The organism is Cupriavidus sp. UME77, assembly GCF_014170355.1.
Classification (GTDB): Bacteria; Pseudomonadota; Gammaproteobacteria; order Burkholderiales; family Burkholderiaceae; genus Cupriavidus; species Cupriavidus basilensis.
The window spans coordinates 38861-61445 of the sequence record NZ_LZZU01000064.1; the positions used below are offsets into that span (position 1 = coordinate 38861).

20 protein-coding genes are annotated in these 22585 nt (G+C 65.4%); 6 read left to right on the forward strand and 14 right to left on the reverse strand.

Going from position 1 to position 22585, the window contains the following annotated elements:
• Window positions 1-75 precede the first annotated feature (75 nt).
• A complete protein-coding gene (recG, locus tag A9975_RS25830; protein WP_183035244.1) occupies window positions 76-2277 on the reverse strand; it encodes an ATP-dependent DNA helicase RecG in 2202 nt (733 codons plus the stop codon).
• A gap of 184 nt (window positions 2278-2461) precedes the next feature.
• On the opposite strand from recG, the gene queA reads away from it, so the two are divergent.
• The 5 genes from queA to secF all read left to right on the forward strand — a co-directional run bounded on the left by queA (window position 2462) and on the right by secF (window position 8375).
• Window positions 2462-3508: a tRNA preQ1(34) S-adenosylmethionine ribosyltransferase-isomerase QueA gene (gene queA, locus A9975_RS25835; protein WP_183035274.1), complete on the forward strand. Its 1047-nt coding sequence runs from the start codon at window positions 2462-2464 to the stop codon at window positions 3506-3508.
• 40 nt (window positions 3509-3548) lie between these two features.
• Entirely contained in the window at window positions 3549-4700 is a 1152-nt protein-coding gene (gene tgt / locus A9975_RS25840) for a tRNA guanosine(34) transglycosylase Tgt (protein WP_183035245.1), read from the forward strand.
• 173 nt (window positions 4701-4873) lie between these two features.
• Entirely contained in the window at window positions 4874-5203 is a 330-nt protein-coding gene (yajC, locus tag A9975_RS25845) for a preprotein translocase subunit YajC (RefSeq protein ID WP_043349487.1), read from the forward strand.
• Window positions 5204-5440: 237 nt separating this feature from the next.
• The gene (gene secD / locus A9975_RS25850) at window positions 5441-7312 is read left to right on the forward strand and encodes a protein translocase subunit SecD (protein ID WP_183035246.1); all 1872 of its coding nucleotides are present in this window, start codon (window positions 5441-5443) and stop codon (window positions 7310-7312) included.
• Window positions 7313-7403: 91 nt separating this feature from the next.
• Window positions 7404-8375 carry a protein translocase subunit SecF gene (gene secF / locus A9975_RS25855; RefSeq protein WP_183035247.1) on the forward strand — a complete coding sequence of 324 codons (972 nt, stop codon included), beginning with the start codon at window positions 7404-7406 and terminating at the stop codon, window positions 8373-8375.
• 87 nt (window positions 8376-8462) lie between these two features.
• On the opposite strand, the gene A9975_RS25860 is transcribed toward secF, so the two are convergent.
• The 8 genes from A9975_RS25860 to purB form a co-directional block, all read right to left on the reverse strand.
• Window positions 8463-9470, reverse strand: coding sequence for a response regulator (locus tag A9975_RS25860; protein ID WP_183035248.1), 1008 nt, complete (start codon window positions 9468-9470; stop codon window positions 8463-8465).
• Window positions 9467-10600 carry a hybrid sensor histidine kinase/response regulator gene (locus A9975_RS25865; RefSeq protein ID WP_174422957.1) on the reverse strand — a complete coding sequence of 378 codons (1134 nt, stop codon included), beginning with the start codon at window positions 10598-10600 and terminating at the stop codon, window positions 9467-9469. The genes A9975_RS25860 and A9975_RS25865 overlap by 4 nt, the downstream gene beginning before the upstream one ends.
• Window positions 10601-10607: 7 nt before the next feature.
• A complete protein-coding gene (locus tag A9975_RS25870) occupies window positions 10608-11939 on the reverse strand; it encodes a sensor histidine kinase (protein WP_150985951.1) in 1332 nt (443 codons plus the stop codon).
• A 22-nt stretch (window positions 11940-11961) separates the two neighbouring features.
• Window positions 11962-13353 (reverse strand): class I SAM-dependent methyltransferase, encoded by a 1392-nt coding sequence (locus A9975_RS25875; protein WP_183035249.1) that lies wholly within the window; start codon window positions 13351-13353, stop codon window positions 11962-11964.
• Window positions 13354-13781: 428 nt separating this feature from the next.
• The gene (locus A9975_RS25880) at window positions 13782-14363 is read right to left on the reverse strand and encodes a YceI family protein (RefSeq protein ID WP_183035250.1); all 582 of its coding nucleotides are present in this window, start codon (window positions 14361-14363) and stop codon (window positions 13782-13784) included.
• 67 nt (window positions 14364-14430) lie between these two features.
• Window positions 14431-15003 carry a YceI family protein gene (locus A9975_RS25885; RefSeq protein ID WP_043349502.1) on the reverse strand — a complete coding sequence of 191 codons (573 nt, stop codon included), beginning with the start codon at window positions 15001-15003 and terminating at the stop codon, window positions 14431-14433.
• A gap of 75 nt (window positions 15004-15078) precedes the next feature.
• Window positions 15079-15669 (reverse strand): cytochrome b, encoded by a 591-nt coding sequence (locus tag A9975_RS25890; RefSeq protein WP_183035251.1) that lies wholly within the window; start codon window positions 15667-15669, stop codon window positions 15079-15081.
• A 255-nt stretch (window positions 15670-15924) separates the two neighbouring features.
• A complete protein-coding gene (gene purB, locus A9975_RS25895) occupies window positions 15925-17301 on the reverse strand; it encodes an adenylosuccinate lyase (RefSeq protein WP_183035252.1) in 1377 nt (458 codons plus the stop codon).
• 449 nt (window positions 17302-17750) lie between these two features.
• Here purB and A9975_RS25900 point away from each other — a divergent pair, with 449 nt between their 5' ends.
• Window positions 17751-18365: a glutathione S-transferase family protein gene (locus A9975_RS25900; protein WP_174422964.1), complete on the forward strand. Its 615-nt coding sequence runs from the start codon at window positions 17751-17753 to the stop codon at window positions 18363-18365.
• 83 nt (window positions 18366-18448) lie between these two features.
• Here A9975_RS25900 and mnmA read toward each other — a convergent pair whose 3' ends face one another.
• The 5 genes from mnmA to A9975_RS25925 form a co-directional block, all read right to left on the reverse strand.
• Complete coding sequence (mnmA, locus tag A9975_RS25905) at window positions 18449-19549, reverse strand: tRNA 2-thiouridine(34) synthase MnmA (protein WP_150985946.1); 1101 nt, start codon at window positions 19547-19549, stop codon at window positions 18449-18451.
• The gene (locus tag A9975_RS25910) at window positions 19546-20049 is read right to left on the reverse strand and encodes an NUDIX hydrolase (protein ID WP_183035253.1); all 504 of its coding nucleotides are present in this window, start codon (window positions 20047-20049) and stop codon (window positions 19546-19548) included. Before A9975_RS25910 ends, mnmA begins: the two co-directional genes overlap by 4 nt.
• A gap of 96 nt (window positions 20050-20145) precedes the next feature.
• Window positions 20146-21075 (reverse strand): 4-hydroxy-tetrahydrodipicolinate synthase, encoded by a 930-nt coding sequence (gene dapA / locus A9975_RS25915; protein ID WP_183035254.1) that lies wholly within the window; start codon window positions 21073-21075, stop codon window positions 20146-20148.
• The gene (locus tag A9975_RS25920; RefSeq protein WP_183035255.1) at window positions 21062-21460 is read right to left on the reverse strand and encodes a hypothetical protein; all 399 of its coding nucleotides are present in this window, start codon (window positions 21458-21460) and stop codon (window positions 21062-21064) included. Before A9975_RS25920 ends, dapA begins: the two co-directional genes overlap by 14 nt.
• A 126-nt stretch (window positions 21461-21586) precedes the next feature.
• Window positions 21587-22390, reverse strand: coding sequence for a TorF family putative porin (locus A9975_RS25925; protein ID WP_150985942.1), 804 nt, complete (start codon window positions 22388-22390; stop codon window positions 21587-21589).
• Between the last annotated feature and the right edge of the window lie 195 nt (window positions 22391-22585).

Sequence of the window (22585 nt, forward strand, 5' to 3'; positions counted from 1 at the left end):
TTCTGTCAGAGATGACAGGCAAAGCGATGCAGGCGATACCTGAGCGCCCGCACCAGGTGAGTCCGCAGGGTCACATCAGGCCTTCAGGTAATGCTCCCTGCCACCCAGCCAGCGCAGCAGGTGCGCTTCAACCGCCTCCGGAAAGCGCGCCAGCATCAGCTCGGCAGCCTCCTGGGCATAGTCGACCAGCCAGGCGTCGGTGTTGAGATCGGCGAAACGCAGCATGGCCTCGCCGGACTGGCGCGCGCCGAGGAACTCGCCGGGACCGCGTATCTGCAGGTCGCGCCGGGCGATCTCGAAGCCGTCGGTGGTCTCGCGCATGGTTGCCAGGCGCTCGCGCCCGGTGGGCGACAGCGGTGCCTGGTACAGCAGCAGGCAGACCGATTCGGCGCTGCCTCGCCCTACCCGGCCGCGCAACTGGTGCAACTGCGCCAGGCCGAAGCGCTCGGCATGCTCGATCACCATCAACGAGGCGTTGGGCACGTCCACCCCCACCTCGATCACTGTGGTGGCCACCAACACCTGCAGCCGGTTGGCGGTAAAGTCTTCCATCACCGCGGCTTTTTCTGCCGGTGGCAGGCGCCCGTGCACCAATCCCACCTTGAGCTCGGGCAAGGCGGCGACCAGCGTTTCATAGGTTTCCACCGCCGTCTGCAGTTGCAGCGCCTCGCTCTCTTCGATCAGCGGGCAGACCCAGTAGACCTGGCGGCCATCGGCGGCGGCGTGGTGCACGCGCTCGATCACCTCGTCGCGACGCGCGTCGTTGACCAGCCGGGTCACCACCGGAGTGCGCCCGGGTGGCAATTCGTCGATCACCGAGACGTCGAGGTCGGCGTAGTAGGTCATGGCCAGCGTGCGCGGGATCGGCGTGGCCGACATCATCAACTGGTGCGGCACGGTTTCCGCGACCTTGCCAGCCTTGCCCCGCACGGCGGCGGCATCGGGGTCCGCCTTGCCGCGCAGCGCCAGCCGCTGGGCCACGCCGAAACGATGCTGCTCATCGACCACGGACAAACCCAGGCGGGCAAACTTGACGCTGTCCTGGATCAGCGCGTGGGTGCCGATGGCCAGCTTGGCCTCGCCGGACTCGACCTTGGCCGCGGCCTCGCGCTTGGCGCGCGTCTTCAGGCTGCCGGCCAGCCACACCACCGGCACGCCCAGGGGCTCCAGCCAGGCGGAGAGCTTGCGGTAATGCTGCTCGGCCAGGATTTCGGTGGGGGCCATCAGCGCGGCCTGGTAGCCGGCATCGATAGCCTGGCAGGCGGCCAGCGCCGCCACGATGGTCTTGCCGCTGCCGACGTCGCCCTGCAGCAGGCGGTGCATCGGATGGGGCGCGCCCATGTCCTTGGCAATCTCTTCCACCACGCGCTGCTGCGCGCCAGTCAGCTTGAACGGCAGCGCGGCCAGGAAGGCTGTCAGCAGGCCGCCCGCGCGGCGCGGCATGGGCGGCGCGCTCTTGTCGCGCCGCGCCGCCTGGGAGCGCTTGAGGGAGAGCTGCTGCGCCAGCAGCTCATCGAGCTTGATGCGCTGCCAGGCCGGGTGCGAGCGCTCGACCAGCGCGTGCTCGTCCACATCCTGCGGCGGTGTGTGCAGCAGGCGCAGGCACTCGGGCAAGGCTTGCAGCTTGAGCTGGGCTAGCGGGCCTTGCAGCACGGGCGCGGGCAGGGTCTCGGGCAGCGGCGTGCGTGACAGCGCGCCGCCGATGGCCTTGCGCAGGTAGCTCTGCGGGATGCCGGCGGTGCTCGGGTAGACCGGGGTCAGCCGCTCGGGCAGCGCCTCGCCGGGCGTCACCGCGCGCACCGTGGGATGGACCATTTCCGCGCCGAAGAAGCCGCCGCGCAGCTCGCCGCGCACCCGCAGGCAGGCGCCTTCGGCCATCAGCTGGGTCTGGCTGCCGTAGAAATTAATGAACCGCAGCGTCAGCTCGCCGGTATCGTCGGCGATCTTGACCACCATCTGGCGGCGCGGGCGCAGGCTGACCTCGTTGGAGGTGACCACGCCCTCGACCTGCACCGTCAGCCCCATGCCCGCGCGCCCGATGGCATCGGCGATCGGCAGCAGCGTGGTCTCGTCCTCATAGCGCATCGGCAAGTGCAGCACCAGGTCGACATCGCGCTTGAGGCCGAGCTTATGCAGCCGGGCCATGGCCGAGGACGGCTTGCCGGCGGCCGCGCCCTTGGCCGCTGCCTTGCCCGCACGGCCCGGCTTGTCCCCGGCGCGCGCCGCGGGCGGGCTGTCGTTGGTTTCCGGGGTTCGGTCGGGAGCGGTTCCTGGCATCTGGGGCGTGGCTGGCGATTCGGGTCGGGGCGCGCGCCTGGTGGCACGCGCTGGTTGGCGCAAATAGGCGATATCACGCGCGCCCGGGCGGAGCAGCCGCCCCAAGCCTTACAATATCGGATTCGCCGATTGTACCTATGCCGGCCGCGCCACCGCGCGGTCTGCGGCCGTTTTTGCCCCCATGATGCTGACGCTGTCCGATTTTGACTTTGCCCTCCCGCCCGAACTGATCGCCCAGACCGCCTTGCCGGAGCGCGGCGCGAGCCGGCTGCTGGTGGTGGATACGGACGCCCGGGAAGGCACCACCCGCCTCACAGACCGCGCGTTTACCGACATCGTCGACTACCTGCGCCCCAACGATTTGCTGGTGTTCAATGACACCCGCGTCATCAAGGCGCGCTTCTTCGGGCAAAAGGGCAGCGGCGGCAAGGTCGAGGTGCTGGTCGAGCGGGTACTGGACAGCCATACCGTGCTGGCCCAGGTGCGCGCCTCCAAGACGCCGCCCGAGGGCAGCCTGCTGCGCCTGGCGGATGCCTTCGACGTCACTGTGGGCCCGCGCGTGGACCAGTTCTTCACGCTCACCTTCCCCGAGCCGGCGCTGGACCTGATCGAGCGCCACGGCCGCCTGCCGCTGCCGCCATACATCACCCACGATCCCGACGCCTACGACGAATCCCGCTACCAGACGGTCTACGCCCGCGCCCCCGGCGCGGTGGCCGCGCCGACTGCCGGCCTGCATTTCGACGAGGCCCTGTTCGCCCGGCTCGACGCGCTGGGCGTGCGCCGCGGCTTCCTGACCCTGCACGTGGGCGCCGGCACCTTCCAGCCGGTGCGCACCGAGAACCTGGCCGAGCACAAGATGCACGCCGAGTGGTACGAGGTGTCGGATGCGCTGGCCCAGGCCGTGCGCGACACGCGCGCCGCCGCAGGCCGCGTGATCGCGGTCGGCACCACCTCGCTGCGCGCGCTGGAGTCTGCCGGCGTTGCCGATGGCATGCTGGCCGCCGGCCGTGGCGACACCGAGATCTTCATCACGCCCGGCTACCGTTTCCGCGTGGTCGATGCGCTGATCACCAATTTCCACCTGCCCAAGTCGACCTTGCTGATGCTGGTGTCGGCGCTGGCCGGGGTGGAGCCCATCCGCTGCGCCTACCGCCATGCGGTGGCCGAGCGCTACCGTTTCTTCAGCTACGGCGACGCCATGCTGCTGACGCGCCAGCCCCAGCCCTGAGCGCGCCGCGCCAGCCCGACCCTGAATCCCGAATCCCGTCATGCTCAACTTCGAACTGCTCACCACCGACGGCAACGCCCGCCGCGGCCGCGTCACCCTCAACCACGGCGTGGTCGAGACCCCGATCTTCATGCCGGTCGGCACCTATGGCTCGGTCAAGGCGATGTCGCCACTCGAGCTCGGTGAGATCAACGCCCAGATCATCCTGGGCAATACCTTCCACCTGTGGCTGCGTCCCGGGCTGGAAGTGGTGGAAAAGCACGGTGGCCTGCACCGCTTCATGGGCTGGGACAAGCCGATCCTGACCGATTCGGGCGGTTTCCAGGTGTTTTCGCTGGGCGCGCTGCGCAAGATCACCGAGGATGGCGTGACCTTTGCCTCGCCGGTCAATGGCGACAAGCTGTTCCTGTCGCCCGAGATCTCGATGCAGATCCAGCGCACGCTGAATTCGGACATCGTGATGCAGTTCGACGAATGCACGCCGTACGAAATCGACGGCCGCCCCGCCACCCACGCGGAAGCAGCCGCCTCCATGCGCATGAGCCTGCGCTGGGCCAAGCGCTCGATCGACGAGTTCAACAGCCTGGGCAACCCCAACGCGCTGTTCGGCATTGTCCAGGGCGGCATGTTCGAGGACCTGCGCGATGAGTCGCTGGCCGGCCTGTCGGAGCTGGACTTCCACGGCTACGCCATCGGCGGCCTGTCGGTCGGCGAGCCCAAGGAAGACATGATGCGCGTGCTGGAGCACGTGGGCCCGCGCCTGCCCGCGCACAAGCCGCACTACCTGATGGGCGTGGGCACGCCCGAAGACCTGGTGGCCGGCGTGGCGTCGGGCGTGGACATGTTCGACTGCGTGATGCCGACCCGCAATGCCCGCAACGGCTGGCTGTTCACGCGCTTTGGCGACGTCAAGATCAAGAATGCCGTCCACCGCAACGACACCCGCCCGCTGGACGAGTCCTGCGGCTGCTATACCTGCCGCAACTTCTCGCGCTCCTACCTGCACCACCTGCACCGGGTCGGCGAAATTCTGGGCGCGCGCCTGAACACCATCCATAACCTGCATTACTACCTGGAACTGATGAGCGAGATGCGCGAAGCCATCGAGGAACACCGCTTCGAGGCCTTCCGCCTGCGGTTTGCCGCCGATCGCGCGCGCGGGGCGCAGCCGGCCACGCCCGCCCCGGCGTGAACTTTCCGCACGGCTTCGGTCGAATAGCGGTGCCTGCAGCTGCCAAGCGGCTCGCAAGGCGCCCCGAACAAACCCGTACTACACCGTAAATGCCCGGATCGGGCATGGAATGCGGCTGCAAGCGGGTGGTAGAATGACCGACTAACTGATTGACTTTGTGACGGAGAAGCAACGTGCTGATTTCTAACGCATTTGCCCAGACTGCCGGCGTGACCGGTGGCGCGGCGGGTGGCCTGATGAGTTTCCTGCCTATCATCCTGATGTTCGCTGTGCTGTGGTTCATCATGATCCGCCCGCAGATGAAGCGCCAGAAAGAATCGAAGGCAATGCTGGAAGCGCTGGCCAAGAACGACGAAGTCGTCACTGCCGGCGGCATCCTGGGCCGTGTCACCAAGGTCAACGAACAATACGTGACCATCGAAATCGCCACGGGCACCGAAATCACGGTGCAAAAGAGCGCGGTTACCACGGTGCTGCCCAAGGGCTCGCTGAAGTCGCTCTGAGCACCGCGGACGCGGGCGGGGCGTCGCTTGACTCAGGCGCCGCCCAGCTTCTCCCGCACCGCCTGCCTGCTTTTTCGCCCTTCCCGGCACGCCTTTAGCGCGCGTGCCCCTGCAGCCGCCTGATCCAGCACGGGTTATCCGTGGATGCCAGGCGGCTGTTTGCCAACCGGTGCGGTGGTGCCAACTGCCCGCTGACGGTCTCGTCGGCACCACCAACCGAAGAACGACTGGCCAAAGATGAATCGTTATCCGCTTTGGAAATACCTCGTGATCCTGGTGGCCCTGGCCATCGGCATCACCTACACGCTGCCGAACTTCTTCGGCGAGGCGCCTGCCGTGCAGGTCTCCTCCGCCAAGGCCACGGTCAAGGTCGACCTGGCCATGCAAAAGCAGATCGAGCAGGTGCTGGCGCAGAACAACCTGCAGCCCGACGGCATGTTCTTCGACCTGAACGGGCAGTCCGGCTCGGTCAAGGCGCGCTTCAAGACGCCCGACGAGCAGCTCAAGGCCAAGGACGTGCTGACCCGCGCGCTCAACCCCGACCCCAATGACGCCACCTACGTGGTCGCGCTGAACCTGCTGTCGGGCTCGCCGCGCTGGCTCACCGCCATGCACGCGCTGCCGATGTACCTGGGGCTGGACTTGCGCGGTGGCGTGCACTTCCTGCTGCAAGTGGACATGAAGGGCGCGGTCGACAAGAAGCTCGACAGCCTGGCCGGCGACGCCCGCACCCTGCTGCGCGACAAGGGCATCCGCCATGGCGGCATCGACCGCGACGGCGACCGCCTGACGGTGCGCTTCAACAATGCCGACGACGCCACCAAGGCGCGCGGCATCCTGGCCGACAACCTGCGCGAACTGGCGTTCACCCCGGATGGCAACAACATCTCCGGCGTGTTCACCGATGCGGCCCGCAAGGCGGTGCAGGATGCGGCGGTCAAGCAGAACATCACCACCCTGCACAACCGGGTCAACGAGCTCGGCGTGGCCGAGCCGGTGATCCAGCAGCAAGGCGCCGACCGCATCGTGGTGCAGTTGCCTGGCGTGCAGGACACCGCAAAGGCCAAGGACATCATCGGCCGCACCGCCACGCTGGAAGCCCGCCTGGCCGACCCCGACGCGCCGCGCAACCCGCGCCCGGGCGACCCGATCCCCTTCGGCAGCGAGCTGTTCACGCAAGGCAACGGCGCCCCGGTGGTGCTCAAGAAGCAAGTGATCTTCACCGGCGACCGCATTGAAAGCGCTTCGGCCGGCTTCGACCAGAACCAGCGCGCCTCGGTCAACATCAAGCTCGACGCCCAGGGTGGCCGCGTGCTGCGCGACGTCTCGCGCGAGAACATCGGCAAGCCGATGGGCATCGTGCTGTTCGAGAAGGGCAAGGGCGAAGTACTGACGGTGGCAACGATCCAGTCCGAACTGGGTTCCAGCTTCCAGATCACCGGCTCGTACTCCACCGAAGCCGCCAACGACCTGGCCCTGCTGCTGCGCGCCGGCTCGCTGGCCGCGCCGATGGAAATCATCGAAGAACGCACCATCGGCCCGTCGCTGGGCGCGGACAACATCAAGAAGGGCTTTGACTCGGTGGCCTACGGCTTTGGCGCCATCGCCGTCTTCATGATGCTGTACTACATGCTGTTCGGCGTGTTCTCGGTGGCCGCGCTGGCCATCAACCTGCTGCTGCTGGTGGCGGTACTGTCGATGCTGCAGGCTACGCTGACGCTGCCCGGCATCGCCGCTATCGCGCTGGTGCTCGGCATGGCCATTGACGCCAACGTGCTGATCAACGAGCGGATCCGCGAGGAACTGCGCGCGGGCGCATCGCCGCAGATGGCGATCGCCGTCGGTTTCGACCGCGCCTGGGCCACCATCCTGGACTCCAACGTGACCACCCTGATCGCGGGCCTGGCGCTGCTAGCCTTCGGCTCCGGCCCGGTGCGCGGCTTTGCCGTGGTGCACTGCCTGGGCATCATGACCTCGATGTTCTCGGCGGTGTTTTTCAACCGCGGCCTGGTGAACCTCTGGTACGGCCGCAAGAAGAAGCTGCAAAGCGTGGCGATCGGCCAGATCTGGAAGCCGGGCTCGGACAACCAGGGCACCGTCGCCAAGTAAGCATCATGGATGTCCGCGCGCACAGAACGCGCACGGACATCCAACCAGCATAGAACGGCAGCAGGCGCTGCCGTACAAAACAGGATTCAACATGGAATTCTTCCGCATCCGGCGCGATATTCCGTTCATGAAGCACGCGTTGATCTTCAACGTGATTTCCTTCCTGACGTTTGCCGCCGCCGTATTCTTCCTGGCACACAAGGGCCTGCACCTGTCGATCGAGTTCACCGGCGGCACGGTGATGGAGGTCAACTACCAGCAGACGGCCGACCTGGAGCGCATCCGCGGCCAGGTCAGCAAGCTCGGCTACACCGACGTGCAGGTGCAGAACTTTGGCACCTCGCGCGACGTGATGATCCGCCTGCCGCTGCAAAAGGGCCCGGACGGCAAGCCCGTCACCTCGGCCCAGCAGAGCGAGCAGGTCATGACCGCCCTGCAGACGGCCGCGCCTGACGTAAAGCTCCAGCGTGTCGAGTTCGTCGGCCCGCAGGTGGGCAAGGAACTGGCCACCGACGGGCTGCTGGCGCTGCTGTGCGTGGTGGCCGGCATCGTGATCTACCTGTCGTTCCGCTTCGAGTGGAAGTTCGCAGTGGCCGGCATCATCGCCAACCTGCACGACGTGGTGATCATCCTGGGCTTCTTCGCCTTCTTCCAGTGGGAATTCTCGCTGTCGGTGCTGGCGGCAATCCTGGCGGTGCTGGGTTACTCGGTGAACGAATCGGTGGTTATTTTCGACCGGATTCGCGAGAACTTCCGCAAATACCGCAAGATGACCACGCACGAGATCATCGATAACGCGATCACCAGCACCATCTCGCGGACCATCATCACCCACGGCTCGACCCAAATGATGGTGCTGTCGATGTTCTTCTTCGGCGGCCCCACCCTGCACTACTTCGCGCTGGCGCTGACCGTCGGCATCTTGTTCGGCATCTACTCCTCGGTGTTCGTCGCCGCGGCGCTGGCCATGTGGCTGGGCGTCAAGCGCGAGGACCTGGTCAAGGGCGAGAAGAAGCCGGGCGACGTCGACCGCGAAGACCCGAACTTCGGCGCGCAAGCCTGACGGGCCTGCCGCGGATAGTTTCAAGGCAACAAAAAAGGGCACCTTCGGGTGCCCTTTTTTGTTATGCCGTTGCTACTCGGAACGCGCTCAGAACTGCTCGATCCACACCGCCAGGCGATCCGCGGCGAACTCTGCGGTGCGATCGGTGGGGCGGTAGACGATGGAATCGCCCTCCCGCACGGCCTTGAGCGCGCCGCCGGCTTCATCCAGCCACAGCAGCCCGGCCAGCCAGGTGGCGTGCTGCGCGGACACTTCCTTATCCACCGGCTCGCCCAGGTACTCGGCCAGCGCGGCCCCCTGGATCCACACCAGGGCATCGCCATCGCGGCGCACGTTGGCTGCGCCTTGCGTCGCGGCCAGCGTCTCGGCCAGTGCCGCCACCGCATCGCCCGCTCCACGGCCGGCGAGCTGCGTGCGCAGCGCGGCGAGCTTGGCCGCCACCGCGTGGCCAAAGGTGCCGCTGCGGCGGCTTTCCGCCGCCACCAGGTCGGCGTAGTCCATCAACAGCCAGTCCGGCTCGGGATTCTGCACGCCGACCAGCGCGGCCGAGGCCAGGTAGGTGTCCACCGGCTGGAAGCGCTCCGGGCCGATCAGGCTGGCCGACAGCGTGCGGATCAGGCCGATGCGCGCGGCAATGGTCTGCCGCTGCAGCACACTCAGCTTCTCGCGCAGCAACTGGTCGCGCTCCTTGCGCAGGCCGGCCATCTCAAGCGCCTGCTTGAGCTCCATGCGCAGCGAGGTGATGTCCCACGGCTTCTTGATATAGCGATGGATCTGCCCCTCGTTGACGGCCGCGACCGTATGCTCGATCTCCGAGTAAGCGGTGGTCAGGATCCGCACGATGTGCGGATAGCGCTCGCGCGCGTAGCGCAGCAGCTCGTTGCCGTACTCGCCCGGCATGCGCTGGTCGGAGACCAGGACCGCAAGGCTGTCCGCGTGCGCATCCAGCAGCGCCTTGCCCTCTTCGACCGAGCCACCGGTCACGACCGGCGCCAGTGCTCCGATGGCACGCTGGAAATACTTGACGGCCGTCGCCTCGTCATCGACGAACAGAATCGCCGGTGATGGTGCCTGCGTGGCATTCGGTTCGTTCATCGATCACTCCTATGCATTCGACTCTTGGTATTGGGGAAATCCAGCGTCACTGTGGTACCCGCACCGGACGTAGACTCGATCCGGATGCCGCCACCGAAAGACTGCATGACACGGTTGCAAAAAATCATGCCCAGTCCGTTTCCGCCGGTACTCGCATGGGTGGTGACCGGATCCACCAGAAGGCGCCCCATCACCTCAGGTGGTATGCCCGGGCCGTTGTCGCAGATGCGGATCGCGGCATCGGGCTCGGCCGCCACCACAAAGCGCAGCGAAGGCGAGTCGACGCCGTCGAGCGCCCGCAGCGCATTGGACAACAGCGACGACAGCACCAGCGCCACGCAATTGGGCAGCGTGCGCACGGCAAAGTCGTCATGCATTTCGATCTTTACCCACTCGCGCTGCGGCCCGGCAAAGGGGTAGGTGTCGAGCAGCGCGGCGATCAGGCCGCCGGCGGTCACTTCCCGGCTGGCGCCCGCTTGCGTGCTCGGCCGGCTGCCGCTGCTGCGCACCGACTGCAGGAACGACGAAATCACGGCCAGGCAATACTGCGCGTTGTCGTGCATCGACGTGGCCGCCTGGCCAATCTCGCTCTGGCGCAGCGGATTGTATTCCGCCGCGATACGGCTTTCGATACCCCGCGCAAAATTTGCAATCGCCGCCAGCGGCGTGTTCAGTTCATGCGCCAGGAAGGCCAGCGTCTCGTCGATCGCCATCAGGCGTTGATGGCGGATCGAGCGTTCGCGATAGCGCTCGGCAGCCAGCCGCAGCGCTTCGCGCACTTGGCCCAGCTCGATCGGCTTTTCCAGGATGCGAAAGACTTCGCCAGTGTTGACCGTCTGCAGCAGCATGTCCTTGTCCGCGTAGGCGGTCACCAGGATGCGCACGATCTGCGGGTACTCGAGCGCAACCTGGCGCAGCAGGTCGCCGCCATCGCGCCCCGGCATGCGGAAATCCGTCACCAGCACGGCGATGCGCGCGCTCTCCCGGCGCAGGATGCGTACCGCTTCGTCGGCACCGCTGGCGACCAGCACCTCGTACTCCGTGCCGACCGCGCGGGCGAAGTACTTGCATGCCATTTCCTCATCATCGACGTAGAGCACGGTAAGCCGTGGTTGACGGGCGTCGCTCATGGCATTCTCAGTCGGCTCGGGGCAGGTCGAAGCTGAACGAGGCCCACTTGCCCAGTTCACTCTCGGCAAACAGCACGCCGCCGTGACGCTCGATCACCGCGTAGCTGATCGACAGGCCAAGGCCCAGGCCCTGGCCGACTTCGCGCGTGGTGAAGAACGGCTCGAACACGCGCGCCAGGTGCTCTTGCGCAATGCCCGGCCCGTTGTCCTTCACGGTCACATGCAGCCGGCGCTCAACCCACTTCACGGTGGTATGGATGGCCGGGGCCTGCGTGCCGGCCTTGCGCATGGCCAGCGCGGCATTGGAGAACAGGTTGATCAGCACGCCGATCACCGCGGCTTCGTCGCCCAGCACCAGCGTGTCGGTCGGCAGTTCGCGCGTGACCGCCACTCCGCGCAGCTCATGGGCGGTCAGCCGGATCGAGGAATCGAGCGCCTTCTCGAACAGGAACGGCGTGCCCTCCGCTTCAGCACCGGGCTTGCGATACGCGAAGGTCTTCAGGTCCGACACGATATGCTGGATGCGTTGCATTCCCTGCTTGGCGTCGACCAGGCACTCCTGCAGCATCGGTTCGTTCTTGGCCACCGGCTCTTCCAGCGCGACTTCGATCGCCATCAGGCAGAAGTTGACCGGGTTGTTGACCTCGTGCAGCAGGCCCGCGGCCAGCGTACCGATGGCGGCCATCTTTTCCTGCTGCAGCATCTGGCCCTTGATGTCGACCAGCTTGCGGTTGATCACTTCGAGCTCGCCGTTCTTCTCCGCCACTTCGGCCTTCAGGCGGAACAGCATGAAGCGCGCCCGCTCATTGAAGAAGGTATAGACCGCGCTGGCCGCGGCGGCAAACAGCAGGAACAGCGAATTGACGATAAAGGTGCCGGCCGGCTCGATGCCGCCGGGATGCAGCACGCAGGCAAGCAGGTAGAACAGGTAGGACAGGATCCCGAAGACCAGGTTCTGCCACAAGCCGAACGGCAGCGCGATGCCCGACGCGAAGATGGCGAGATTCAGCCCGACGTAATACGGCGACTCCACGCCATCGGTATGCCAGATCATCCACGAGATCATGATCTGCGGCAGCAGCAGCCACGACAACGTCAGCCACGGCGCAAAACGGCGCCCGGCCGTGCTGTACAACAGCATCACGATGCCGGCGATCAGCAGCGACACCAGCACGCGCGCCACGGCGAAGGGCGCCTGCAACTGCGGATACTGGCCGTAGTCCAGCCCCACGCCGAGCAGCACCAGCACGATGGCGGTATAGGCGCCGCCGCGGCTGAAGGCCAGGCGGAAATCCGCCAGCTCGGTCTGGTAACCCGCGTAAAGTTGATTGGTGCTCATGGCTGGGCCGGCTACTGGCGTTTCAGAGGATGATCGCTTCCGCGAACACATTAACCCCAGTCTGGTCGACATAGAGCTTGTGATCGCGGGATTGTTCGGGCAGCAGCATACTCATCCTGGCCTCGTCGCGATAGATCAGGTACCACTCCAGCAGGTGTTCCATCCCGAATTTCTCCGGATTGTCCGAATGGACGTTGGTTACCAGCAACTGGCCGCCCGGCCGCGTACGCGCGGCAAAATAGCTCAGCAGGCGGGAACACACCTTATCGGACAGGTAGTCGAACAACCCGGCGCAGTACACCGCATCGAACTCGCGCAGCCCGGCGTCGTCCGGCGCGATCTTGCGCTTGAGCAGTTCATGTACCGATTGATGCACCATCTCCACCGACACCTTGTGCCCCGCCGAGGCGGCCGAGTCCTCGATGGAAGACTTGGTGTAAGCCAGGGTCTCCTCGCTGAAGTCGACCAGCTGGAACGACAGTAGCTCGGGCTGCGGATACTCGCGCACGAAGCGCTGGATCTCGAAGGCCGGGCCGCAGCCGACATTCAGGATGCGAAACGGCCTGCCGGCCGCGCGGGCGGCATCGGCCTGGCGCGACAGGAAATCGACAAGCAGGTCGATCCGGTTGCGGTGGGCGGTCGCCACGGCCGCCTTGAGGAAGGCCGTATTGACGATCTGGAAGTAGGTGGTCGGGCCCTGCTGCGGATCGTTCAGGATCTGGTTGACCATCTCATAGTCGCCCGCATAGCCCAGCGGCTTGGTGAAGGTGCGGTAGACAAAGGGGGCGCGCAGCAGCAGCGGATGCAGGGCCGATTGCGCGTATGTGCGGTGCACCGGCGCGATCTCCGCGTCCACCTGCTCGGCCTCGCCTTCGAGCCGGTCAAGGTAAGTCTTGACCTTGAGCATGATTGGCGTGGCGAGCTCGTAGAACACGTCCTCGCGCAGCCGTCCGTCGGTCTTGGGCAGGTTCTCGGTCAGGTCGACCTGCTCGACCCAGCGCGAGACTTCCGAGAGAAACGCGCGCATTTCGTTGACCACGATCTGGTAATCGCGCCGGATATTGAAGCGCGCATCCCAGTCGTTGATGAACAGTTCGGCCTCGCGCCCAACCGATTTGGGCTCATTGGGCAGGTCGCTCAGCTCGCGCCATTCATCGATCAGCGTCAGCGATACCACCGCGGTGAGGCCGGTGTTCACCAGGCTCATCACCACCGCCTTGCCCAGGTAGGCGTTCTTGCTGCCCATGCGCACACTCAGCTCGCTCAGCACCTCGCTGACCTGGACGATCGAGTATGGATTGTAGATTTCCATCACCAGAGCTTTTCTCTGGAGATTGATAATTGTGCCCCGCACCTGCTCGCCCTGCGAGTTGCGGAAACTAACCACCGGATCGATTTGCGTTTGGGAGTACACGGTATTGCGCCAGAGAAATCCGAAAAACGCTGCCGGCCGCCCAGTTCAACAATGCATCATTGACTGGCCGGGTACAGCTCGTAGGGCGATGGATCGCTACGCTAGGCCAGTATCAGGGGGTACTGCTGGGATACATGTCGGTAATCGGTTGCGGGCATGGGCGTCCTGATGATGGCACGCGCGCGACTACACCCTGGTAACTGTGACTGAGACTGTGAAACTGAGTGAGACTGATCGAGACTGTACTGAGTAGGACTGTAACTGAATCTTAGCGGATCATTGTACTGTGGGCGTCAAGTGCAGACAACACAACCTGCGCAAGCCCGCCCGCCGAGCCGGGAACGACTGGAAACCACCGAAAATAATGCAAAAGGCCGGGAATGCTCCCGGCCTTTTTAGTCGACGCTTGGTTGGCACTTGGCCGGGCTTTAGTCCGCCTTTACGCCTTCGACCTGGATCGCCAGCTTGACCTCGGGCTTGAAGCCCATCTTCACGCCGTAGTCGATACCGAAATCGGCACGGTTGAAGGTGCCCACCGCGTCAGCACCGCAGGCTTCGCGCTTGAGCATCGGATGCTGGATGCACTTGAACTCGCGGATCTCCAGCTTGACCGGCTTGGACACGCCGTGCAGGGTCAGCACGCCATCGACTTCGGTCGGCACATCGCCGTTGAACTTGGAGAACTTGCCCTTGTAGGTGGCTTCGGGGAAGGCTTCGACGTTGAACATGTCAGGGCCCTTCACGTGCTGGTTCAGCTTGCTGTTGCCGAAGTCGACCGAGGCGGGATCGATCTTGATATCCACCGAACCGGTCTTCGTAGTACGGTCCAGCGTCACCACGCCGCTCGACTTTTCGAACTTGCCGCGCCAGGTCGACAGGCCGCCCAGGTGGTCGGCTTCGAAGCTCGGGTACGTGTGAGTGGGATCGAGGTTGTAGGTCACCGTGTTGGCGGATGCGACGCCGACGGCGGACAGGGCCGCGACAGCGGCGAGGATGGTGCGCAATTTCATAAGAGCTCCCGGCAAAAAGTTGGGGATGAACAGCAAAGGAATGGCAGGGAAGATGGGCGCGGCGCGCTTACTTCTTAGCCAAGGTCACGATACGGAATTTGATCTGGACATCGTCGGCCACTACGGAAGTGTCCTTCCATTCGCCGTCGCCGATGTTGTACACGGTGCGCTTGATGGGCAGCACGCCTTCAAACACCTGGCCACCGGCATCCTGGCGATAGCTCGCCGGAATCACGACGTCCTGGGTCTTGCCCTTGATGGTGAGCTTGCCCGCCACCTCATACTTGCCGGCTGCGCCGGCCTTGATGCTGGTCGACTGGAACACCGCCTTGGGGTACTTGGCCGCGTCGAACCAGTCGCGCCCCTTGACCTCCTTGGTGGTCTCGGCGTCGCCGATCTCGAAGCTGGACACGTCGATCTCGACCTTGGCCGAGGATGTTGCCAGCTTGGCGGGATCGAACGCGACTGTGGCGTCGAATTTCTTGAACTTGCCCTCCATCGGCACGCCGATCTGGCGGGCCGTCGCGGTGACCGAGCTCTTGGCCGCGTCGACCTGGGCCCAGGCGTAGTTGGCTGCGATGCCGGCAGTGGCCAGCGTGGCTGCCATCAGAAGCGCGCTCGGGCGGGGAATGCGTTTCATTAAAAACTCCTGTCGCTAAGAGGGCCTTGCGGCCCTCGGTCATTTGCCGGTTTGCCGGCATGTCGGTATATCGGCTTACTTGAGGAACGGCAGCATGCGCGCCAGCGTGCCATCGCGCTCGATGAACTGATGCTTGATGGCCGCCGCCGCATGCACTACGACGATCACGGCCATCAGGTAGTTCAGCCAGATGTGAACCAGCTTGAGGATTTCCTTGAGCGCATCGCTCTTCTCGATCAGCGCGGGCAGCTGCCAGATGCCGAGGTAGACCACGGGAACCCCTGAAGCCGAGCTGTACAGGTAGCCCGTGATGGGCACCACCACGATCAGCGCGTAGAGCAGCAGGTGCGCCGCGTGCGCGGCCTTGGCCTGCCAGGCCGGAGTGCCCGCGGCCGGTTCCGGCGCGCGGTGGGTGGCGCGCCACAGCACGCGCAGCACGGCAATGGCAAAGACGGTCACGCCGATCCACTTGTGCCAGGAAAACAGCTTGAGCTTGAGCATCGACAAGCCCGGGATGCTGGTCATGTACAGGCCCAGCCCGAAGGCGGCGAAGATCAGCAGCGCGATGATCCAGTGCAAGCCGATCGCCGTGGCTCCATAGGCGGACGTCGGCTGCGGCGCTGCGGCAGCGCCGGCGTGGGCGCCGGCTTTGGCTTGGGAATGCATGGATAAGGACCCCTGCCCTTGCGGGCGTTTCACAATCTTTTACTGAACGGCAATTACTGCTGCTCTTTGAATTCTCGCATTATTGTGCGGCAGGCAGGTTGCGGAACGGTCTGAAATTCATGGAATCATTCAAACCATTTGAAGTGACATTACGCCGCAGCCGGCAAGCCGTGCCCGCGCTGGCCGCCCATCAACAAAAAAAGCCATCCCCAGGGATGGCTTTTTTTCTACGCGCCGGCCGGCAGGCCGGGAGAATCACACGCGCTCGGCGAGGCTGACGGCACGGCCGATATAGGTGGCCGGGGTCATTTCCAGCAGCAGCTTCTTGGCATCGTCTGGGATCGCCAGGCCGCTGATGAAGGTCTGCAGCGCCTCGCGCGAGATGCCCTTGCCGCGCGTCAGTTCCTTGAGCTGCTCGTAGGGATTGGGCACGCCAAAACGGCGCATGACGGTCTGCACCGGCTCGGCCAGCACTTCCCAGCAGTTGTCGAGGTCTTCGTCCAGGCGCTCGGGGTTGGTTTCCAGCTTGCCCAGGCCGCGCAGGCAGGCCTCATAGGCCAGCAGGCTGTAGCCGAAGGCCACGCCCATGTTGCGCAGCACGGTGGAATCCGTCAGGTCACGCTGCCAGCGCGACAGCGGCAGCTTTTCCGACAAGTGGCGCAGCACCGCGTTGGCCAGGCCCAGGTTGCCTTCCGAGTTCTCGAAGTCGATCGGGTTGACCTTGTGCGGCATGGTCGACGAGCCGATTTCGCCGGCCTTGGTGCGCTGCTTGAAGTAGCCCAGCGAGATATAGCCCCAGATGTCGCGGTTCAGGTCGAGCAGGATGGTGTTGGCGCGGGCGATGGCGTCGAACAGCTCGGCCATGTAATCGTGCGGCTCGATCTGGATGGTGTAGGGGTTGAAGGTCAGGCCCAGGCGCGTTTCGATCACCTGCTTGGAGAAGGCTTCCCAGTCGAAGCTGGGGTACGCCGACAGGTGGGCGTTGTAGTTGCCGACCGCGCCGTTCATCTTGCCCAGCAGCTCCACGCGCTGGATGCGCTCGATGGCGCGCGCCAGGCGTGCCGCCACGTTGGCCATTTCCTTGCCCAGCGTGGTCGGGCTGGCCGGCTGGCCGTGGGTGCGCGACAGCATCGGCTGGCGGGCATTGGCATGGGCCAGCTCCACCAGGCGCGCGTGCACGCGTTGCAGCGTGGGCAGGATCACGCCTTCGCGGGCGCCCTTGAGCATCATGCCGTGCGAAGTGTTGTTGATGTCTTCCGAGGTGCAGGCGAAATGGATGAACTCGCTCGCGGCTTCCAGCTCGGCGTTGCCCTTGACCTGTTCCTTGAGCCAGTACTCCACGGCCTTCACGTCATGGTTGGTGACTGCCTCGATCTCCTTGATGCGCGATGCGTGGGCTTCGGTGAAGTTGTCCACCAGCGCCAGCAGGGCCGCTTCCGAGGCCGGCGAGAACTTCGGCATGTCGGGCAGGCCGGCTTGCGACAGCGCGATCAGCCAGTGCACTTCCACCTTGACGCGGTTGCGCATGAAGGCTGCTTCCGAGAGCCACTCGCGCAGCGCATCGGCCTTGGAGGCGTAGCGGCCATCGATGGGAGACAGGGCGGTGAGCGGGGAGAGCGAGGAAGAAGACATGCTGGGAGACCGGAGGGATAGAGGGAGTGGTTACGCAAGCGTGGCCGGGCGGGCAGATTGCGCGGGCAAAATGGCCGGGCGAGGCCCTCGCGGGCCGAAGTGGCCGGCGACAAGGCCGAACCGGTCTAAAGAGGGGAAAAGACACAAAAACAGGTCCAATTCACCTCAAGAAGAGAACAATTCGGCGCAAAAACCGACTGACGGCACGACGGAAAGCGGGCATTTTACCATCGCGGCCTGCCTTCTGTGGACGCGTTCGCGGGGCCGGGCAGCTCGCGCGTCTCGGCATGACGACACGGCAGGCAGGCGCCACGCACGCCCGGCACATCCCGGACGGGGCACGGGTATACTCGCGCTCGCCGATCCGCTAGCCTGTTATGAAGTGCATCGGGCATGCCGGGCGCGCGAGGCGCGGCCGATGCACTTCATAACAAGCTCGAGGGGAGTCCATGAAGCTGTATGCATCGCAAACCAGCCCTTACGCGCGCAAAGTGCGCGTCGTGATGGCGGAAAAGAAGATCGATTACCAGATGGTCGAGGTTGACGTGTGGTCGCCGGACACCACCATCTCCCAGTTCAACCCGCTGGGCAAGGTACCGTGCCTGGTCATGGAAGACGGCGGCGCGATTTTCGACTCGCGCGTGATCGTCGAATACGTCGACACCCTGACGCCCGTCAGCCGCATGATCCCGCAAGGCGCCCGCGAACGCGTCGAGGTACGTTGCTGGGAAGCGCTGGCCGACGGCCTGCTCGATGCCGCCCTGCTGGCGCGCCTGGAACACACGCAGCGCGAGCCCGGGCAGCGCAGCGAGCGCTGGGTCCAGCGCCAGCTCGGCAAGATCGACGCCGCGGTGGCCGCCATCGCCGACGGCCTGGCCGACCGGCCCTGGTGCTCGGGCAACCATTACTCGCTGGCCGACGTGGCCGTGGGCTGCGCGTTGTCGTACCTCGACTTCCGCTTCCCGGACATCGCCTGGCGTGAGCGCCACCCGCGCCTCGCCGTGTACCAGGACAAGCTTGCCAAGCGCCAGTCGTTCATCGACACGGAACCGCCACGCGCCTGAGCCTTGCCTGCGCCTCCTGCCGCGCGAAGATGAAAAAACCGGCCATCGAGCCGGTTTTTTCATGCGATCGCACTCGGCACGCGTCACCGGATGATGCCGCCGCCCAGGCAGACATCGCCGTCGTACAGCACCGCGGACTGGCCGGGCGTGACCGCCCACTGCGCCTGCGCGAACGTCAGTTGCAGGGCATCGTCGCCGGCCCCCGTCACCGTGCAGGGCGCATCGCTCTGCCGATACCGCGTCTTGGCCGACAGCGTGGTGCCCACCGCCGGGCCGGTGCCCGCCACCCACGACAGGTCGGCAGCGTCGAGCGTGGGCGTCAGCAGCCACGGATGCTCATGGCCCTGCACCACATACAGCGTGTTGCTGGCCATGTCCTTGCGCGCCACGTACCAGGCGTCGCCATTGCCCGCGCGGCTGCCGCCCAGGCCGATGCCCTTGCGTTGCCCCAGCGTGTAGAACGCCAGACCGATGTGCTGGCCGACTTCCTTGCCGTCCGGCGTCTTCATCGGTCCCGGCTTGGTCGGCAGGTAGCGGTTGAGAAAATCGCGGAACGGCCGCTCGCCGATAAAACAGATGCCGGTGGAATCCTTCTTCTTGGCATTGGGCAGGCCGATCTCGGCAGCGATCTCGCGCACGCGCGTCTTGGGCATCTCGCCCAGCGGAAACAGCGTGCGCGACAGCTGCGCCTGGTTCAGCCGGTGCAGAAAGTAGCTCTGGTCCTTGGTGTGGTCAAAGGCCTTGAGCAGCTCGAAGCGGCCCGTGCCGGCCCCCACATCCGCCCCCGCTTCGCGCACGCGCGCGTAGTGGCCGGTGGCGATGGTGTCCGCGCCCAGCGACATGGCGTGGTCCAGGAAGGCCTTGAACTTGATCTCGGCATTGCACAACACGTCGGGGTTGGGCGTGCGGCCGGCCGAGTATTCGCGCAGGAAGTCCGCAAAGACGCGGTCCTTGTACTCGGCGGCGAAATTGACCGCTTCCACGTCGACGCCGATGAGGTCGGCCACCGAGACCACGTCCAGCCAGTCCTGCCGGGTCGAGCAGTACTCGCTGTCGTCGTCGTCTTCCCAGTTCTTCATGAACAGGCCGATCACCTCGTAGCCTTGCTGCTTGAGCAGCCACGCTGTCACCGACGAATCCACGCCACCCGACATGCCCACCACCACGCGCTTGCCCTGGCTCATGACTGCACTCCGCCGCCCACCACGGAAGGATGGGTGTAGAGCGCGTCGAGCGCGAAGCGCTTGCCCGCCAGATAGTCCTCGATGCAGGCCAGCAGCAGCGGCGTGCGATGGCGCTCGGGGCAGGCGCGGATTTCGTCGGCGCTCATCCACACGGTGCGCACGATGCCCACATCGAGCTGGCGCCCGGCATCGAGCGCGCCCAGCTCGCCGGTAAAGGCGAAGCGCACATAGGTGATGTCGCCACCCGGGCGCGCCGCCGTGCCGGCCGATTGCGGGCGGGCCATATAGCAGCCCAGCAGCGCGCGCGGCTCGAACGTGTGCGCGGTTTCTTCCAGCGTTTCGCGGATGACGGCGTGAATCAGGCTCTCGCCCGGGTCAAGATGGCCGGCAGGCTGGTTCAGCCGCAGGCCGTCGGGGGTTTCTTCTTCCACCAGCAGGAAGCGGCCGCCGCGCTCAATTACCGCGGCAACCGTGACGCTGGCCTTCCAGTCGTGTGACATGATGCACAAATTTTAGGCAATCCGGCATTCTACCGGTTGCCGCCCTTTCACGCATCCTGCGCATCCGACGCATCCGGCGCCGCGCCCGCGCCAACGCTAAGCCGGCAACAAAGTGCGCTCCACGTCCTCCACCGCCGGCAGCGAAGCGATCACCTGGTCCAGCCGTTCGCGCAGCGCGCGGCTCGCCGGCACCAGTGGCCGCCTGACCTCGGAACCTGCCAGCCCGCACAATGCCAGCGCGGTCTTGACCGGGGCCGGATTGGGCTCGGAGAATAGCAGCGAGATCAATGGCGAAAGGCTCGCGAACAGCGCACGCGCTTCGGCAACACGGCCCTGCGCCACCAGTTGCAACAGCCGCACGAACAGATCCGGGCGGATGTGCGCGCAAGCCGGAACCACGCCGTCGCCACCCGCTAGCAGGTGGTCCAGCATGGCCGCGTCCTCGCCGCAGAAGACCGCGAGCCGGTCGTTGCCGGCCAGGGCACGAAGCCCGGCAGCGTCGCACTCCTTGACCGCGACGACGCGCGGATGCGCGGCCAGCCGCTGCACCAATGCCGGTGACATGTTGCAGCCAGTACGCTTGGGCACGTTGTAGAGCATCAGCGGGCGCCAGGTGGCATCCGCCACGCGCTCGACATGCCAGGCAATGCCCTCATCGCCGGGCCGCAGGTAGTACGGCGGCGGCACCAGGTAGCCCGCCAGATCGAAGCGGTCGAGCTGGCGCACCTGTTCGCAAACCACGCGGGTATCCACGCCGCCAACGCCAGCCAGCACCGGCAGCGCACCGTCCACCGCCTCCAGCACCGCGGCGGTAAACATCAGCCGCTCATCCCGCGTGAGCAAGCCGCCCTCCCCGGTCGTGCCCAGGATGACCAGCCCATCCACGCCGCTGGCCACATAGTGCGCGGCCAGCCGCTGCGCGCAGGCCAGGTCCAGCTCGCCGCCCTGCATCGGTGTCACCAGTGGCAGCCACAACGTCGCGCGGCTGTCTTCGCGCAAGCCCGCCATCATCTCAGTGCGCGGCATGGTCTTGTCCTAGCACCGTGGTGACGCCGAACTCGGCGGCCGGCAGGGCCATCATGATGGCGTGCATGGCAGCGTCGCGGCCGCCGCGCTCGACTTCCACATGCAGCGTGGTCTCGCCATGGCGGTGGTCCACCTCGACCACGTAAATGCGCGCCAGTTGCCCGATCGCGCGGTGCAGCGACTGGCGCAGTGCGAAGACCTGGCTCGACGCCACCGCCAGGCGCAGGCGGATCCAGCTGTGCGCGGTGTCCACGCCAAGCGCGGGCGCGGCGGCCTGCGCGGCTTCGATGCCAGATGCGTCAAGGCGCGCGGTGCGGGATTCGGTGCGGGTAAGACGGCGTCGTGGCACGCAAGCAAAGGCCACGGCAAGGCTCGACTGTCGCATTTGAGCGGGACCCGCGCTGGGCGGGTCGTCTGTTGAAGATGCAACCATGCTATGCATGGCCGCCTCAAGTTGATGCAGTAATCGCCGCCGCCGCCATCAAAATGTCATCAAGATGGCGCGGCATGCTCAGAACGTCTTGGTGAGCGACGCGAAGGCGGCTGCCTTGCCGATATAACGGCCAGGCACATTGGTGTAGACCGACTTGTTGGCATTGGTGTCGATATAAGCGATCGCCAGCGCAAAGCCTTTGCCCAGGTCCTTGGTCAACCCCAGCTTCCAGTCCGTGTACGAGGCGTCCGTGACATTCCTCACCTTCTGGTAGCCGACGTGCGCATTGAGCGTCAGGTCCCAGACGTTCAGCGGCACATTGGCCGACAGGTCTACGTAGTAGCTGTTCTTGCTGTCGTTGAAGCCGAACAGGTTGGTCACTGCGTGCGAGTATTTCAGGAACACCGGGCCGTAGCCGATGCCGCCGTACAGCTCCGTCGTGTACGGGCGTGTGTAGCCGGCCGGATAGTCGCCGGGATAGTAGTATTCCAGCACGCCCACGTCGTAGTTCCATTCGAGCCCGCCCAGCGTGACGGTGTTCTTGAAGCCGCCATAGAAATCCATCTCGATCGGCGCCGACACCTTGGCGTTGCTGTCGCCAAGCCAGCTGATGCTGGAGTTCCAGTTGCCCACGTAGAAGCCGCTCGAATGCGTGTAGTCGAAGCCGCCCTGGATCGCCGGGCGACGGTTGGACTGCATCAGGCCCCGGTAGCGATATTCGCTGGCCAGCGTGACGTTGGCCGTGAAGGTGTGCGGCGACGCGTCGGCCGCCGCGGCTGCATCGGGCGCGCCCTGCGCGAAGGCGGCCGGCGTGGCGAGAAGCGTGGCGCAAGACAGGGTAGCGAGACAGGCGTGCGAAACGTTGAAGCGAAGAGCAGTCATGGATAACTTGGCAATTGGAAGAACTTCGATCGGTGGACAGCCACGCATCAGGCGATGGCTGAAGCCACGGCGAGCGTCAGGATGACAGTGGCCGCGGCGCGACCGGAACAGTACGGGCACGCGCCTAAAATCGGTGTCAAGAAAATACCGGCCCGCCAAGGGATGGCGTAAAAATCGTAAAGGGAACGTCCCGGC